Annotated in this window: 14 protein-coding genes and 3 pseudogenes; 5 read left to right on the forward strand and 12 right to left on the reverse strand. The window is 68.1% G+C overall.

Going from position 1 to position 15,559, the window contains the following annotated elements; genetic code table 11:
* A pseudogene (locus HDC93_RS36895) lies at positions 1–360 on the reverse strand (right-handed parallel beta-helix repeat-containing protein); the annotation flags it as partial.
* A gap of 525 nt (positions 361–885) precedes the next feature.
* Between HDC93_RS36895 and HDC93_RS36900 the strand changes: the two are divergent.
* Positions 886–1,170, forward strand: a pseudogene (locus HDC93_RS36900) (transposase); the annotation flags it as partial.
* A gap of 14 nt (positions 1,171–1,184) precedes the next feature.
* Here the strand turns inward: HDC93_RS36900 and HDC93_RS36905 are convergent.
* On the reverse strand, positions 1,185–1,787 hold the full coding sequence (locus HDC93_RS36905; RefSeq protein WP_185015135.1) for a hypothetical protein: 603 nt from the start codon (positions 1,785–1,787) through the stop codon (positions 1,185–1,187).
* Between the two features lie 14 nt (positions 1,788–1,801).
* Positions 1,802–2,488: a zinc ribbon domain-containing protein gene (locus HDC93_RS36910; protein WP_311774730.1), complete on the reverse strand. Its 687-nt coding sequence runs from the start codon at positions 2,486–2,488 to the stop codon at positions 1,802–1,804.
* Between HDC93_RS36910 and HDC93_RS36915 the strand changes: the two are divergent.
* Positions 2,411–2,756 (forward strand): annotated as a pseudogene (locus HDC93_RS36915) (TetR-like C-terminal domain-containing protein); the annotation flags it as partial. The gene HDC93_RS36910 and the pseudogene HDC93_RS36915 sit on opposite strands and share 78 nt — an antisense overlap.
* A 292-nt stretch (positions 2,757–3,048) precedes the next feature.
* On the opposite strand, the gene HDC93_RS36920 reads toward HDC93_RS36915, so the two are convergent.
* The 3 genes from HDC93_RS36920 to HDC93_RS36930 all read right to left on the reverse strand — a co-directional run bounded on the left by HDC93_RS36920 (position 3,049) and on the right by HDC93_RS36930 (position 5,626).
* Positions 3,049–3,792, reverse strand: a complete 744-nt coding sequence (locus tag HDC93_RS36920) for a FadR/GntR family transcriptional regulator (protein ID WP_185015137.1) — start codon at positions 3,790–3,792, stop codon at positions 3,049–3,051.
* A gap of 148 nt (positions 3,793–3,940) precedes the next feature.
* Positions 3,941–4,096 carry a hypothetical protein gene (locus tag HDC93_RS36925; RefSeq protein WP_185015138.1) on the reverse strand — a complete coding sequence of 52 codons (156 nt, stop codon included), beginning with the start codon at positions 4,094–4,096 and terminating at the stop codon, positions 3,941–3,943.
* 285 nt (positions 4,097–4,381) lie between these two features.
* Positions 4,382–5,626 (reverse strand): IS110 family transposase, encoded by a 1,245-nt coding sequence (locus HDC93_RS36930; RefSeq protein WP_185015139.1) that lies wholly within the window; start codon positions 5,624–5,626, stop codon positions 4,382–4,384.
* A 356-nt stretch (positions 5,627–5,982) separates the two neighbouring features.
* Between HDC93_RS36930 and HDC93_RS36935 the strand changes: the two genes are divergently transcribed.
* Positions 5,983–7,359 (forward strand): IS1380 family transposase, encoded by a 1,377-nt coding sequence (locus HDC93_RS36935; protein WP_185015140.1) that lies wholly within the window; start codon positions 5,983–5,985, stop codon positions 7,357–7,359.
* Between the two features lie 9 nt (positions 7,360–7,368).
* Here the strand turns inward: HDC93_RS36935 and HDC93_RS36940 are convergent, their stop codons facing one another.
* The 5 genes from HDC93_RS36940 to HDC93_RS36960 are packed head-to-tail and all read right to left on the reverse strand — an operon-like array spanning position 7,369 to position 12,275.
* Positions 7,369–7,863, reverse strand: a complete 495-nt coding sequence (locus tag HDC93_RS36940) for a hypothetical protein (protein ID WP_185015141.1) — start codon at positions 7,861–7,863, stop codon at positions 7,369–7,371.
* Positions 7,864–7,893: 30 nt separating this feature from the next.
* Positions 7,894–8,835 carry a carbohydrate ABC transporter permease gene (locus HDC93_RS36945; RefSeq protein WP_311774729.1) on the reverse strand — a complete coding sequence of 314 codons (942 nt, stop codon included), beginning with the start codon at positions 8,833–8,835 and terminating at the stop codon, positions 7,894–7,896.
* A 4-nt stretch (positions 8,836–8,839) separates the two neighbouring features.
* Positions 8,840–9,769: a carbohydrate ABC transporter permease gene (locus tag HDC93_RS36950; RefSeq protein WP_185015142.1), complete on the reverse strand. Its 930-nt coding sequence runs from the start codon at positions 9,767–9,769 to the stop codon at positions 8,840–8,842.
* Between the two features lie 5 nt (positions 9,770–9,774).
* Complete coding sequence (locus HDC93_RS36955; RefSeq protein WP_185015143.1) at positions 9,775–11,151, reverse strand: ABC transporter substrate-binding protein; 1,377 nt, start codon at positions 11,149–11,151, stop codon at positions 9,775–9,777.
* Positions 11,152–11,186: 35 nt separating this feature from the next.
* Positions 11,187–12,275, reverse strand: a complete 1,089-nt coding sequence (locus HDC93_RS36960) for an enolase C-terminal domain-like protein (RefSeq protein ID WP_185015148.1) — start codon at positions 12,273–12,275, stop codon at positions 11,187–11,189.
* A 292-nt stretch (positions 12,276–12,567) separates the two neighbouring features.
* On the opposite strand from HDC93_RS36960, the gene HDC93_RS36965 reads away from it, so the two are divergent.
* Together HDC93_RS36965 and HDC93_RS36970 are read left to right on the forward strand one after the other, a co-directional pair.
* The gene (locus HDC93_RS36965; protein WP_185015144.1) at positions 12,568–13,476 is read left to right on the forward strand and encodes an amidohydrolase; all 909 of its coding nucleotides are present in this window, start codon (positions 12,568–12,570) and stop codon (positions 13,474–13,476) included.
* A complete protein-coding gene (locus HDC93_RS36970; RefSeq protein WP_185015145.1) occupies positions 13,473–13,787 on the forward strand; it encodes a hypothetical protein in 315 nt (104 codons plus the stop codon). Before HDC93_RS36965 ends, HDC93_RS36970 begins: the two co-directional genes overlap by 4 nt.
* A 149-nt stretch (positions 13,788–13,936) precedes the next feature.
* Here the strand turns inward: HDC93_RS36970 and HDC93_RS36975 are convergent, their stop codons facing one another.
* Complete coding sequence (locus HDC93_RS36975; protein WP_398987826.1) at positions 13,937–15,382, reverse strand: IS1380 family transposase; 1,446 nt, start codon at positions 15,380–15,382, stop codon at positions 13,937–13,939.
* Positions 15,383–15,559 lie beyond the last annotated feature (177 nt).

The following is a 15,559-nucleotide window of genomic DNA, read 5'->3' on the forward strand; positions in this document are numbered from 1 at the left end:
ACCGCCGTCAACTATGGGCGTCTCACCCGGATACGCCTGGTAGACGACCTTGAACCCGTTGGAACCCGAGTCCGCCTCGGTCAGGTTGAAGGTGTTCGTCCGGGTATGTCGGCCCCCGCGCAGGCAGACGCGGAGGTCGGCCCGCATGTCCTTGTTCAGCTCGTGCTGTCGGATGTGGTCCCGCGCCCGTTCCAAGGTCGCCCAGGGGCGATCCGGTGAGGTTCCGGCGTTACCGTCGCTGCCCGACGCGGAAACGTGGAAGGTGCACGCTGCTGCCGCCTCCGCCCTACCACTGACCATCAGCCCAGCAGCCAGCGTGATCGCCGCCATGGCGCCCGCGGCCACTCTGTGTTTGCTCATCAACTCCACTTTCGACTTGTGTATGGGACAGGGTGCACGCAGATGGCGGCCGCGCAGTCCTGCCGATCATCAACTGGGTCAATAGAGGATTGTCCATGGGAAATGAACCAGAAACATTTCGGGAACAGGAGCGCACGATAGCCGGTGACCAAGCGCACATCAAGGGGGTTCACCCGGTGAACTTGAAGACGTTCTCGCCGCCGCTTTCGGGTGGGCGCTTGCCTCTTGACGTGGACCTTCTAGGCGCTACGGTGAGCCTGCCATGACGCGGCAGTCTGGTGAGGCTTCGCCTTAAGGCGTTCCACTTCTCCGGAATGAAACATACGCATCTGAGGTAACTAGGTGGCTGAGTATTCCGCCCGGATCACGGTGAACGGCCCGGTCAACTGGACCGGGTGCCCGGGACGCCTCCCGAGACGAGCCACTTCCAGGAGCTGCTCGCCCCACTCGACCTGACCGGGCAGGTGGTGACCTTCGACGCTCTGCACACCGGGTGCGCGAACCTGGACTGGCTCGTGACCACCAACCGCGGGACAGGCCGGCGACGCACCGGCGTTCACCGACGTCATGGCCCGCCTGCGCGTTCCCCGTCGGCGTGGACGGCCCCGGAGCAGGCCGGACGTGGTCCTGGCCGACAAGGCGTACTCCTCAAGCGCGATCCGTGAGCACTTCCGCAAGCGCGGCATCCGGGCAGTGATCCCCGTCCCGGCGGACCAGCGGAGCCACCGGCTGCGTCGCGGCAGTCGAGGCGGTCGGCCACCGGCCTTCGACCGGGAGACCTACAAGCAGCGCAACACCGTCGAGAGGTGCAAGCCGCAGTGCTGTCATACCTGCGGTTTGCTGTCATTAATTCCGTTTCCTTTCTCGTTGTCGATTATTGCCAGGCGCTGGTGGTACAGCCAGGCGTGCCGGTCGCCGCGCCCACGCGGCAACTGGTGCAGCTGGCGGAGCCGTTCGACCTCGGCCGCGCCGGCGTGGATGATCCAGGAGCGGCGCGCGTCGTCGCGTTGGTGGGCGGTGACCCAGCCTTTCTTGATCCAGCCGTGGAGGGTGATGCGGGGCATGCCGAGTTCGCGGGCGAAGTCGGTGGGCCACCACTCGTCGGGGCCCAGCGGGTCCGCAGCCTGGCGCTGGGTGTGTTCCTGGCGGCTGACGCAGCCAAGTTCCTGCAGGAGTTGGCACACCCCCTGGGGGCCGAAGTGGTCGCGGCGCTTGGGCGGCCGGAAGCCCTCGGCGTTGAGGATCTTCGCGATGGCCGCGGCGGTGTGGCCGGCCCGGGCGAGTTCGCGGGCGCGGGCTGCCAGCTGTGGAAAGTAGCTGAGCTGGACCAGGCGGCCGACGGGGCGGATGACCTCGCCGTGGCTGTGGTGCCCGCCTGCCCAGGTGATCTGCACGGTGACGCGCTCGCTGGTGCCGACGACGGTCACCTCGACTCGCTCGGTCAGGTGCCGCAGCAGCTGTTTGCGGTCGGCGTCGGTGGTGGTCGGCGCCCGCCGGATGGCGGGCAGGTCGCGGGCGAGCGCGGTGATGCTTGCGCTCCTCGGGTGTGAGAGGACGAGGCCGGGCGGCGAGGAAGCGGTCGTACTCCTCGCCCAGTTGCTGCCGCTGGCGCAGTGCGGCCTCCCAGCCGCGCTCCAGTTCCCGCACCACCAGGCGGTTCTCCGGCCCGGCGAGATGGTACTGGCGTCGGGCCCGCGCGACGGCGTAGTCCGCCCGCTCCAGACGCCTGCCAGATCTCCTCGACGGCTTGTCGCCGCTGCTCGGCTTCCTCCACGGCCTGCAGGGAGACTTCAAGGGCCGCGGGTGCCATCGCGGTGAGGAGGGCGTCGGTGACCTGGCGTTCCACGCAGGCGCCGGAGAGTTGCTGGCAGACCTCGCCGCCGTAGTCGGCCTTGAGGCGGTCGCATTCGTACTTGGGCCAGAGCTTGCCGCCCTGGCCGCGTTGGTAGTGCACGGTCATGATGGTGCCGCAGCGTCCGCACCAGATCACTCCGGCCAGCAGCGCCGGCCCGTCGCGCACCGCTCCCATGCGGGCCGTCGCCATACGGGCGCGACCGCCGCCGCCGACGGCCCCCGTGCCCAGGTCACCGCGCTGGCCCGTGCCTACCTCGCCTTCGCCGAACGCCATCCGGCGGTCTACGACGCCCTGTTCCAGCTCGACGGCGGCCTGGCGTACGCGCAGGAGGACACCCCCGAACCGTTGAAGGACGCCTTCGCCGCGCTGCTGGAGTGCCTCAGCGAGGTCGCCGGGGACGGCGTGCGCCCGGAGCTGTTCACCGAGACGTTCTTGGGCGTCCCTGCACGGACTGGCCACCCTGACCCGAGCGGGACGGCTCCCGCCGGAGGACACCGAGCGCAGGACGGAGCTGCTGGTGGACCGGCTCGCCATGCTCTGACGCACCGTCCCGGATGGCACACGGCCGGGGTCCTCGGGCCCCGCTGCCTGCCAGCGGCATCGCTTCCGGTCACTCGCGCCCACACGGCGCAGCCGCAGATCGCCGGCCCCGTACCCCCGACGGGGCACCCGGCCCGGAAGCTGCGGTGCTCATTGATCACGACTCGATACGCGCCCTAGTCGTAGCGCCAGCCGGCCGGACGGCGACCAGGTCGGTCGTCTCGGCGTCGTCGCGGTGCAGTTGCTCGTGCGGGAACTCGCCCGGCCGCGTCGGTGATCGGTTCACGCGTAGGTCACCGGGTATCGGAGCCGAAGACCCGGCGGCCGATTTCCTCCTGGTAGCCCCGGCGGGTGCGGTCAACGTGGGCGGCTGCGGCGGCGCCTGCGGCGGCGGCGTCGCCGCGGCGGATGGCGTTGAAGATCTCGGTGTGTTCCTCGAGCGCCCGCTCGACCGGGCCGCCGCTGTAGCCGCCGAAGGCCACGGCGACGACCTCGCGCTGCAAGGTGCTCGCGGCGTCGGCGGCGTCGAGCAGGAAGGGATTGTGGGAGGCGCGGTTGACCGAGGAGTGGAAGAGCGCGTCGCAGCGGGCCAGCTTGGGGTAGTCACGGGTCGGGACGTTCTCCTCGTACTCCGCCAGAGCCTTCTCGATCGTCATCAGCTCCGCGGGTGCAGCCCTGGTCGCGGCCAGCTCCGCGGCCGCCTTCTCCTGCACGGCGCGGAACTCGAAGAGCATCATGATGTCCTCGACGTTCGTCGGCTTGAAATGGCCGCGCAGCCCGGGGGAGAACATCTGCGACTCGGCGACGAAGATGCCCCGGCCGCGCTGGGTGCTGATCCGGCCGACGGCGGCGAGCGTCTTCACCGCGTCGCGGGCGATGCTGCGGCTGACCCCTAGCAGGGCGGCGAACTCGGCCTCGGTCGGCAGGCGGTCGCCTGGCCGGAGCCCGTTCTGCTCGATGTGCTCGATGATGCGTTCGGCCGCGACCGAGTACCCGGGTCGGTACGACTCGTCGTCGCGGTGTTCCTGTTCCGTCATGCTGGCACCCTCATGGCTCTACCCGCGTCCCGCGCTTCGAGACCATATGAGTATGGCTTATTGCTCGGGTGGAGTTGTCTCATTGTTGCATGCGCTGTAGCACAGCTCACCGGCGGGCCGTATCCATGGGCCCGCCGGCGAGCCGAGGTCACGGCTTGAACTTGCCTGTGACCGTGAACTCCTGCGCTGCGGCGATTCCACCGGCGTTGCCGTTTTTCACGTAGAGCCGGATCTTCGTGGTCGCCATGGTTGACGCCGGTGTGTAAACGACCTGGCCGGAGGTACTGATGGCCTGGTCCGGCATGACGTCGACCCACGCGTTCTGCGAACTGCCAGCGCTGGACCTTCCACGCCGTGGCCATGTAGGTGCCGCCGTTGTCATTCTGGAACCGGAACGTCAGGTTCTCGTAGTCGTGCGGGAAGTCGTACTGAACCTCGCGCTTTCATGAAGCGGGTTGTCCGGCAGGCGGTCAGGGAAGCAGAAAGTGCCTCTGACGCGTAAATAGGTCCAGGTCAGGGGTTGTTTGGGCAGGGCTGAGCGTCCGGTGGCCGCAGGGGCTGCCGGGGCTGCCGGGCGGTCGTGGGGTGGTCAGGCTGTGGTTCCCAGCGGGTTGAGGGTGACGGTGTAGCCGAGCTGGTTGAGGGCGTTGATCGCGCGGCGGGTGGCGCGTTCGGGGTCGCGCTGGGTGAAGTAGGCGCCGCCGGGCTCGCGGTAGGTGACGTGGTCGGTGAGCATGTGCCAGATCGCGGTGATGATCGAGTGCTCGACGGCGACCAGGGCCCTGAGCGGGCCGCGGCGGGCGGTGAGCCGCTTGTAACGGGCTTGCAGGTAGGTGTCTTTGGTTCTCACCGCGCCGAACGCCGCGAGCCCGAGTGCTCCCTTCAGGTAGGGATTGCCGGGGCGGACCTTGGTGTTCTTGGTGCGGCCGGCGGACTCGTGGTGGCCGGGGCAGACCCCGGCCCAGGAGGCGAGGTGCCGGGCGGAGGCGAAGCGGGCCATGTCGCCGCCGGTCTCCGCGACGATCACCTCGGCGACCGCGCGGTTGATCCCGGGGATGGTGTCGAGCAGGTCGAGGGCGCCTCGAAAGGGGGCCATCGCCTCCTCGATCCGCGCATCCAGCTGCCCGACCGCATCCGTGAGCTGGTCGTAGTGGTCCAGGTGCAGCCGGACCAGGAAGGCATGATGGTCGCGGAAGCAGCCGGTCAGGGCCTCGGTGAGTTCGGGAATCTTGTTGCGGAGCTTGCGTTTGGCCAGCTCCGCGAGGGTCTGTGGTTCGCGTTCGCCCGAGACGAGAGCCTCCAGCATGGCCCGGCCGGAGACGCCCATGATGTCGGAGGCAACCGCGGCAAGTTTGATCCCGGTGTCCTCCAGCAGCTTCTCCCGGCGCTGGACGATCTGGCCGCGCTCGCGGGTGAGCTGGGTGCGGGCGCGGGTCAGGTCCCGCAGTTCACGCACGGGCTGGTCGGGCACGAACGACGGCCTGACCAGGCCGTGGGCGCCGAGCTGGGCTAGCCAGGCCGCATCGGAGACGTCGGTCTTGCGGCCGGGCAGGTTCTTGACCTGCCGGGCGTTGACCAGGATCACGGCCAAGTCCTCGGACAGCAGGTAGTAGAACGGCTTCCAGTAGTCGCTGGTTGCCTCGATCACCACCAGGGTGACCTCGGCGGCGAGCAGGTGATCCCGCAGCGCAAGGACCGCGTTCGTCGTCGAACCCCACGTCGTGGTCTCGGTGGTGAACGACCCCCGCCGTTTCGCAGTCGGCGTGCGAACGCACACCTTGGCGTCCTTCTTGCTGATGTCCACACCAGCGCAGCGTTCGTGCAGCACGTCCACAGCTCTGCTCCCTCCCAGCCGGCAACCGGTACACCGTTCCGGGAGGGCCAGGGCGAAACAGGAATTCTGACGCACGTGCTCACAGCAACACTCCACGGTTCCCGTGGACGGCCCTCAGTGCCACGCTGACCTGCGAGCTCACCGGCATCACAGAGACATCGGCTTCGGCCGGAACGAACCCCTCCAGCGTCCCGGACCGGCATCACCCCACGTCAGGGCAGACGGAAGCACCTTCGGCGCACGCCACGGGATTTACCACGCCTCCGGCGCGCACCAAAGGTGCGCTGGTTCGCTGACCAGCAAGAATGAGGATTGTCGAGGTCCTTGTTCCTGCCACCGCCGGAGGCACTTCCCAGGTGAAGCACTCTATCGGGTCCTATCCCCGTGTCCGCGTCCGTGGCGACGGTCGCCAGGTCGTCTCCCAGGCCGGGGCGGTTCTGTTGGTCGAGACGGTCCACAAGACCGGTCTTGACCAGGCCATATCTCAGGCTCTGGCGCCGTGGCGCAAGCCGCGGGCCGTCCACGATCCCGGGAAGGTACTCCTGGATGTCGCCCTGGCGGTCGCGCTGGGCGGGGACTGCCTCGCGGATGTCGCCGTGCTGCGGGCCGAGCCGGCCGTCTTCGGTCCGGTCTCTTCCGATCCGACCGTCTCCCGCCTGATCGATACCCTCGCCGCCTCCGGTGAGAAGGCTTTGCAGGCGATCCGGTCCGCACGCTCCGAAGTCCGTGCCCGTGTCTGGTCGTTGGCCGGTGAGAATGCTCCGGACGCCGGTGGGCAGGTCGTCGTCGATCTTGACGGCGTCCTCGTGATCGCGCATTCCGACAAGGAGGACGCGGCCGCGACCTGGAAGAAGACCTACGGCCACCATCCGCTGACGGCCTTCGTCGACCACGGACCGGGCGGAACCGGCGAGCCGGTCGCCGCCCTCCTCAGGCCGGGGAACGCGGGCTCGAACACGGCAGCGGACCACATCACCACCGCCCAGCTCGCCCTGGCCCAGCTACCGAAGAAGTACCGGCGGGGGCGGCAGACGCTGATCCGCACGGACTCCGCCGGCGGCACTCACGACTTCGTGTCCTGGCTCGCCCAGCGAGGACGATGGCTGTCCTACTCGGTCGGCATGACGGTCACCGAGGCGATCCATGAGCACGTGCTGAAAGTCCCCGCATCGGCCTGGACAGCGGCCATCGAGACCAATGGTGAGGTCCGTGACGGGGCTTGGGTCGCCGAGCTCACCGGAAAGCTGCTGGACGGCTGGCCCAAGGGCATGCGACTGATCGTCCGGAAGGAACGGCCCCACCCTGGCGCCCAGTTGAGGATCACGGACGCGGACGGCATGCGGATCACATGCTTCGCGACCAACACCGCCGGCCGGCCGATCGCCGAACTCGAGCTCCGTCACCGGCTACGGGCCCGGGCGGAGGACAGGATCCGGGCCGCCCGGGCCACCGGCCTGCGCAACCTGCTCCTCCACACCACAGCCCAGAACAAGGTCTGGCTCGAGATCATCCAGATCGCCCTCGACCTGCTGGCCTGGATGCCCATGCTCGCGCTCACCGGCACCGCCCGGCTCTGGGAGCCCCGCCGCCTACGGCTCCGCCTGTTCACCGCGGCCGGACAACTCGTCACCACCGGCCGCCGGCGGACCCTCCGCCTGGCCCGGCACTGGCCCTGGACCAGCCACATCACCGCCGCCCTCGACCGGCTCGCACTCCTGCCGAACCCCGGATGACCAGCGGATTCACCCATCCCTACGACAGCCCCTCACCACCCGGAGCAGTGGAACCCGGCGCCACCCCGAGACGACACTCGGGCCCTCAGCCTGCCCACCCTCAGCCCACGGCACGAAAACGGGCCACCGACTCCGTCGGCGGCCCGTCACGAAACTTCGAGGCTGAACCCATCCCTCGCTCCCGGTCGCGGCGACCTCGTCGGTCTCCGTGACGCCGTCCCAGAGCTTGTCCGGGTTCGCGGGGAATCCGGACGTGCCGGCGACCGTGGCGTAGTCGGCGAGGTTCTGGCTCGGCACGGCGGTTTCCAGGTTCGCGTACGCCCCCGGAGGCCCGCTCCGTCGATGATGCTCTGTGCCCCGGGCGGGCCAGGCATTGTTCGACACCACGTGCGGCGGGCCGTCGACGTCGAAGATGAAGTTCGCGTAGTTGCCGCTGGCCGTGGCGTAGTTGCGCGCCGCGTAGACCGACTTTGGCGCCCGGACGGCCGTGGCGGCGCTGGACACCCCGCCATATCAAGGTGGAAACAGCGTCCGTCAGCCTTTGGTCGCCCCGGCGGTCATGCCCTCGACCAAGGAGCGCTGGGCGAACAGGAACACCACCAGCACAGGCACGCTCGTGACCAGCGCGGCGAGCGCTATCTCGGGGCGCAGGATGTGCGAGACGCCGGTGGCGGAGTTGAACAGCGGCGAGGTCATCAGCAGATTGCTCAGGCCGACTTGCGCCGGATACTGACCACTGGACGGCAGCATGACGTACGGCAGGAAGAACTGGTTCCAGCTGTGCACGAAGTTCAGGAACGCCACCAGCGCGGTCACCGGCTTGGCCAGGGGGAGTCCGATGTGGACGAACGCCTGCCATTCGTTGGCGCCGTCGATTCGCGCGGCGTCGAGCAGATTGTCCGGGACGGTCGCCACGTAGTACGTGTAGGCCAGATACGTGCCGAACGGATAGAGGGCGAACGGCAGGATCACCGACCACGCGCTTCCGTCGAGCCCGAACGCGTCCATCTCCAGGTAGAGCGGGAGCACCAGAGTCGCCGACGGCATGAGCATGACCAAAAGGGTGGCCGTCAGCAACGCCTTGCGCAGACGGAACCTGGTCATGGCCAGCGCATAGCCGGCGGGGATGCAGGTGATCACCGCGATGGCCATGCCCGCGAACGAGTACCAGGCGGAGTTGCCGATCCACGTGATGATCGCGCCGGACTGGAACTCCATCACGTGATCCCAGGTGGCCGCCAGGTCCGAGAACGACCCGAATGCCAGCGGTGCGCCGACGACGATGTCGTGGTCGGTACGGGTTGGGGCCAGCAGGAGCCACAGGATCGGCACCACGAAGAAGCACAGGAAGAAGCCGATCACGATCACCCAGGCGATCTTCGGCCACACGGACGCGACGTTCGGCGGTTCGCCCCCGCGAGCGGCGCCCGGGCGACGGCGGATGGACGGCTTCGGTGAGTCGAGTGTCGTGGTCACGGTGTCAGTCCTTGTCGAACGGGCGGGCCTTGAACACCACGAGCGCAGCGCACCCGAGGCTGATCACCAGAAGGTAGACAGAGATCGCGGCGGCCCCGTTGACGTCAGCGGCGGCGAACGCGAACTGGTAGGCGAGCTGGTTGGGCGACCAGGAGTCGGAGACCTGCCCGCCGCTGGCGGTGGACACCAGCTGCGGCTCGACGAACAGCTGCGTTCCCGCCGCGAAGGCGAGGATGAGCATGTACGCGATCCACCGACTCAGCATGGGGATCTGGATGCGCAGGGCAATCTGCCAGCCATTGGCACCGTCGATCTTCGCTTGCTCGATGACCTCGTTCGGGATGCCATTGAGCGCCCCGTACATGATCACGATCCAGGAGCCCGCCCCGGTCCAGAACGCGATCACCATGAAGATCGGCGGCAGATTGTCCGGGGCGATGACCTCATTGAAGGTCTCCCACCCGAAGAGCTCAAGGAGCGGGCCAATCGGGCTGGCGACGGGATCGAGCAGGATGAGCCAGAGCAGCACGCTCGCGGCACCGGCGAAGGCGCCGGGAAGGTAGTAGAGGAACCGCACCACCCGTGCCATGCGGCGCATGCGGTTGTGGAGCAGCAGCGCGAGCGCGATCACGAGCACCATCAGCGTCACCAGCCACTCCACGAGGAAGATGGCGACGTTGCCGAACGCGGAGAGGAAACGGTAGTCCTCGAAGACCCGGACGAAGTTGCCCAGGCCCACCAGCTGGCCCTTGTGATTGGTCACCGACATCCAAAGGGCGTAGCCCAGGGGGACAATGCCGAAGAGCACCAGGAGGACGGCGTAGCCCCCGACGAACCCGTAGGCCGCCTTGGTGCCGTGGTCTGCCCGCCACCGTCCGGGATTACGGCCGACCGGTGAACGTCCGGGGTGGCGATGCTCTGTTGCGCTTGCCATCGCTGTCAGTCCTCGACCTGGTAGCCGAGGGACTTGGCCCGGTTGGTGATCTCTGTTTCCCACTTGTCGAGCTGTGAGGTGATCGTCTCGCCCTTGGTGATGGCCGGGATGACGACCTCGCCGTAGATCTTCTCCTGGGAGAAGGCGGTGGACTGCTTCCACCCGGTCCAGATGCTGTCCGCCGCCGAGGTCAGCGCCGGGGCGATGTCCCCTGCGAAGTAGCCCGAGCTCTGCTGCGCGGTCAGCCACCCCTCGGCGGCGGGCTTGTACGCGGGGTAGGTGTCCGCGCTCGCGGTGTACGCGGGGTCCTGGGTCACCCACTGGACGAAGTCGGTTGCCAGTTTGAGGTTCTTGCTGTGCGAGGATACGAACCACATGCCGCCGCCGCCGGCACCGGTGTAGATCTTGTCGTCGTCGGCGAACTTCAGCGGCTTGGCCGCGGCGATCTGGCCATCAGGGATCTTGTAGGTGTTCTGGAAGAGCACCTTCCCGAACCACGAGGAGCCCGGCATCATCAGCACCTTGCTCGCCTGGTCCTTGACGAAGCCGGTATCGAACTTGTTCACCTTGCCCAGCGCGCCGGCGGCCAGCAGGTCGTCGAGCATCGTCGCCATGCGGGTGCACTTCGGGTCGTGCATGTCGACAGTAAGCTTCTTGTCGTCCGTCACCGAGCTCATCGGGCAACGGCTGCCCCAGAAGTAGGTGTTGACCGAGCCCGCGCTGCCGATCTCACCGACGAGGTAGCCGGGGTGCTCCTTGGCGACCTTCAGGCCCAGTTCGGACCACTCCTCCCAGGTGGTGGGGACGGCGTAGCCGAACTTGTCCATCAGTTTCTTGTTGTACCAGAGCATGTTCTGCGCCAAGTCGTTGCGCAGGCAGTAGACCTTGCCGTTGACCGTGCACAGGTCGTGTGCCCCGGTCGCGTACTTGTCCAGCGTCCCCTTGGGGAGCAGGTCGCTGATGGGCGCGGCGTAGGGCGTCTTGCCGGTGGTCGCCCAGCTCGGGTCCTGGATGCCGGGCCAGGCCACGTCCGGCCAGCCCTTGCCGGTGCGGTCGAACAGCTTGATCTTGGTCTGCAGGTCGGTCGAGCCGCCCGCGCCGCCGCTGTAGGTGACCACCTCGATCTTGGCGTCGGGGTGGGCCTTCTTGTAGGCGTCGACGGCGGGCTGGCGTGTGGCGTCCACCCACACCACGATGCCGCTGTTCTCGTCCTGTGCGACCGGGGTGAACGCCGTACCGGACTTGTTCGCCGTGGACTCCGGAGTCGCGTCCGCGCAGCCCGCCGCCAACAGCGCGGCCACGCCGAGCAGCACGGCGAGGGTCGTCCGACCACGGACGCGCTTGCCGTATCTCCGCCCGGACGTGGACTCGGTGGGTGTCATCTCGTGCTCCTTGCTGGTCGTCCTGCCGACGACTGTCAGACAGCGTGTATGAATTCCTGCAGTTCAGCTGGGTAGTCCGGGCCGGGCGCCAGGCCGATCCCGGGGTCGGGGGGAGCACTCACGACGCCGCTGCCGTCGATGCCCCACTCCCGCCGCACCGGGTTGCTCGTCACCAGAGACTCGTAGTACGTGGTGTTGGGGATGGCCATGCACAGGTGGCGGTTCGCGATCGTGTTGCCGTGCACCTCGGCGCGGATCCGGAAGGCGTCGGCGAGGTGAGCGATCCGCATGGCGCCCGTGATGCCGCCGCGCAGCCCAGCGCTGGTCCGCAGGTAGGTCGCGCATCCGGAGGCGAGGTAGTCGGCGGCGCTCATGTGCGCGCCGGGGACGGTCTCGGCCACGTTCAGCGGTACGTCGACCCGCTCGGCCAGCCACTTGTAAGAGGTGATGCTGTACTCCCGGATCGGCTCCTCATACCAGAGGTATCCGGCCTCGCTGAGGGCACGGCCGACGTACAGCGCGTCGGGCAGGTCGAAGCCCGCCGAACCGTCGAACATCAGCGGCACGTCGGGGCCGACGTGCTCGCGCAGCGCCAGCGACAGTTTGGCATCGGCGACCGGGTCACCCCAGGCGTGCAGCTTGATGGCCGGGTAGCCGAGTTCGAGGCACTGGTCGGCGACGTCGAGATACTCCTCGACGCTGGTGAAGGTGACTGTGGAGGCGTAGGCCGGGATCGCGGTGCGGTAGCCGCCGAGCAACTGCCACACCGGGACACCGGCGGCGCGGCCGGCGAGGTCCCACAGAGCGGTGTCGACCACGCCGAGGAGGTGGATCGGCAGGTACTCGGTGCGGTCGATGTTCCACAGCCGCTCCCACAGCCACTCGCGGCGCGTGGCGTCCTGACCGACCAGTTCGTCCCGCAGCACCCGGTCCACCAGGCCGCTCAGCACAGCGCCGGACCCCGGCTTGGCTGCGGAGGCGACTCCGCAAACGCCGTCGTCAGTTCGGATCCGGAGAATACCGACCTCGCCGCCGCCGGAACCGCGCAGGCCTTCGCGCCAGCGGTAGGCGGGGTCCGGGGCCGGTACCGAGACGGTGAACGCCTCGACGTCCTTGATGAGCAAACCGAGCACCTGCCGATCATCAACTGGGTCAATAGAGGATCATGCATGGGAAATGAACCAGAAACATTGCAGGAACAGGAGCGCACAGTAGCCGGTGACTAAGCGCACATCAAGGGGGTTCACTCGGGTAACTGGAAGACGTTCTCGCCGCCGCATTCGGTTGGGCGCTTGCCTCTTGACGTGGACCTTTTAGGCGCTACGGTGAGCCTGCCATGACGCGGCAGCCTGGTGAGGCTTCGTCTTAAGGCGTTCCACTCCTCCGAAATGAAACATATCCATCTGAGGTGACTAGGTGGCTGAGTATTCCGCCCAGATCACGGTGAACTGCCCGGTCCAGCTGGACCGGGTGCCCGGGACGCCTGTGGTCGACACCCACATCCATCTGTGGGACCGGGGCCGGCATGGGTACCCGTGGCTCAATCGGTGGACACAGTTCGGCGACCTCGTTGACGCCGCACTGCTCACCTGCACCGCCGCCGGCCTTGCGGGGGCCGTGTTCATCGAGGCAGCCGTGCGTCCAGAAGACGCGCGCGCGGAGCTGGCGTGGCTCGCCGACCAGGCGGCCTTGTGCCCGTTCCCGGTGCGTATCGTCGCCCAGCAGCTGCCGGCCTCGCCCAGCTGGTGGATGGACGCGCCGGGTGGGCAGCTGGTGGCGGGCGTGCGCCGCGTCATGCATCTAGCCGAGCCGGGAACGATCGCGGCGGCGGAGTTCGTGGACGAGGCGCGCGGGGCGGGCGAGGCGGGCGTCATCGTCGACCTCACTGTCCGGCACGAGCAACTCGACGAGGTCGAGTTCCTGGTGCGGCGGACACCTGGCACTCGGTTCGTACTCGACCACTTGGGCAAGCCAGCGCCGCAGGACGGCGGCTTCGCCGAGTGGGCCTCGGCCGTCGCGCGGGTCGCGGCGCACACCAACGTCGTGTGCAAGCTGTCGTCGATCGCGGTGCAACCCGGCAACCCGCCGTTCCGGCCGGAGCAGGCGGTCGACTACGTCGCACACGCGCTCGCCGAGTTCGGTGCCGACCGCTGCGCCTACGGCACCGACTGGCCCGTACTCACCCACGCCACGTCGTTCGGGACCTGGCTCGACGTCGTCTGCGCCGCGCTGGATGGTGCGACCACGAGCGAACGCGAGGCGGTCTTCGCCGGGACCGCGCGCCAGACCTACGGATTCATCACGCGGGCGGAAGGCTCGTCATGAAGTTCATCCATGTGGGACCAGCCGGGTGCGAGCGACCGGTACTGGTCGCCGAGAACGACCGCGCCTACGACCTGCGCCCGTTGACATCGGCTATCGATGGGCCCTTCCTCGAGGATGACGGCATCGAGCGGGCCAGGACGGCGTTCGCGGACGGACTGCTGCCGGAGATCGACATTGTCGATGAGCGCATCGGTGCTCCCATCGCACGGCCGGGCAAGATCGTGTGCATCGGCCTGAACTACCGCGACCACGCGGCCGAGACCGGGGCCGAGGTGCCGACCCGGCCCGTCGTCTTCCTGAAGGCTCCTTAGCCTCGCCGTTTCGGTTCGGGCGATGAGGCGTCGCTGAGGGCCAACTGTCGAGTGGCTGAGGCGATTTCGGTTTTCGGGCATGGCGGAGTCCCGGCGCACTGGTCGGGTTCTCCAAGGTCCTTCGGGTCGTGGCGGGCAGGGTCTGCCGGTCAGCTGGCGGGACGGGGCAGTGCGGCGAGGCGATGGAAGGCTGTGGCCAGTTCGTGTCTCCAGGGCCAGGTCGCTGATATTCGCAAGCGCAGGCGTCGGCCGCCGTGGGTGAGACGGGCGGCGACATGCAGCAGCCGGTAGCGGAGCTTCTTCGGCTCGGCAGCCGCAAGCTCGCCGTCCAGCAGCAGGACGCGCATCCAGGCCAGCAGGTCGATCGCCGTGAGGCTGAGTTCGAGCCAGACGGCGTTCACGGCGAAGTCGCGGGAGGGGAAACGGCCGAAGCCGGTGGTCTTGCCGCACCGGATGTGGTCCTCGACGCATGCATGCCCGCGGTGACGGACCTCCAGGAACTGTGCAGAGCCGCCGCCGGAGTACGGGGTGTCGGTGAGGAACACCTGATGCCGCAGGCCCTCATCCTGGTCGAACAGGGAGAGCTGGGCTCCGGGGTGAGGTCGCTCACGGCGCACGATGATGCGGGTGCCGGCCGGGTATCCGTCCAGATCGACCATGCCGGTCAGCTCGGCGATCTCGGCGCCATCACGCAGCGTCCCGTCCTGGTCCAGGGCGGGATGCCAGAGGAGCTCGGGCATGGCCCGAATGGCGCGGCGGACCGGCCCGGTGATGGCGTATCCGACGGAGAAGAAGGTACGGATTCCTCGTTTCCGCAGGTCGCGGACGTGGGCGAGGAAGGCTTTCGCGGATCCGGCGCTGTCGGTGCGCACGAGGATGTCGGTGCCGTGCCGGTGTGCGTCGGGGATCTGCGCGAGAGCCTGGTCGAGCACCGTGATGTGGTCGCTTGCGGTGTTGGCACCGGCGTTCCCGGGCCGCAGCCGGCCGGACAGTGCCTCGCCGGTGTTGGCCAGGAAGCACAGCAGCGGGTGGAAGCCGAAACCGCTCTTGTAGGTGGGTGCAGCCTGCTCCTTCTCGGAGTGGCAGGTGACCAGCGTGGCGTCGAGGTCCAGGACGAGGCCGGGCAGTACGCGTCCCGCGGCCCGGGCAGCAGGTATGCCCTTACCGATCTCGGCGGCCTGCAGCCAGGCGGTCTCCCGAGCCGAAGCGCGGGCCGAACGCAGAGAAGCCAGTGCCCGCCCGTCAACGTCGGCGAGCAGCCGCCAGGCCGTCGGTGTCGAGGCGACCGGGCCGAACACCCCTGCCTGGTCACGCAGTACGGCCAGGTCCGCGATGGCCTCGCCGCCGTCGGCGAGCATCACCGCCAGGTCGGCGGCGATCCGTCCTGGATCATGTCCGGTCCCGCGCGGCCGCAGCGGCCTGAGAGCAGCGGAGTACGCGGCCGTCAGCCCCGTGGCATCAGCGAGATCGGCCAGCAATCGTGCCCCGGCATGACCGACCACCCCCGAACCATCAGCACTGACATGGATCTTGGGACGCAACCCGATACCCTGCACGTAGAAAGTGCCCTCCGCCTGACCGACAGAACCCCTCAGCAAGGTTCATCGTCCCAGGTCAGGAAGGCACTTTCGCGTTTCGGCCCTGCCAGCCCCGGCATCCAAGCGAAACGGCGAGGTTAGAGGGCGTTTGATGTAGCCGAATTGCCCTTTAAGTTCTAGTAAGTTCCTCGCCAGGTTGGCGTGGTCTCGTCCGTTATGCGCTTGGCGAGGTTG

The organism is Streptomyces sp. AK010, assembly GCF_014207295.1.
Lineage (GTDB): Bacteria > Actinomycetota > Actinomycetes > Streptomycetales > Streptomycetaceae > Streptomyces > Streptomyces massasporeus.

Coding starts and splice junctions, on each gene's coding strand:
- HDC93_RS36925 (WP_185015138.1), bottom strand. CDS start 4,096: ATGCCGGACCAGGCCATCAGTACCTCCGGCCAGGTCGTTTACACACCG.
- HDC93_RS36970 (WP_185015145.1), top strand. CDS start 13,473: ATGAAGTTCATCCATGTGGGACCAGCCGGGTGCGAGCGACCGGTACTG.
- HDC93_RS36920 (WP_185015137.1), bottom strand. CDS start 3,792: ATGACGGAACAGGAACACCGCGACGACGAGTCGTACCGACCCGGGTAC.
- HDC93_RS36910 (WP_311774730.1), bottom strand. CDS start 2,488: ATGGCGTTCGGCGAAGGCGAGGTAGGCACGGGCCAGCGCGGTGACCTG.
- HDC93_RS36955 (WP_185015143.1), bottom strand. CDS start 11,151: ATGACACCCACCGAGTCCACGTCCGGGCGGAGATACGGCAAGCGCGTC.
- HDC93_RS36950 (WP_185015142.1), bottom strand. CDS start 9,769: ATGGCAAGCGCAACAGAGCATCGCCACCCCGGACGTTCACCGGTCGGC.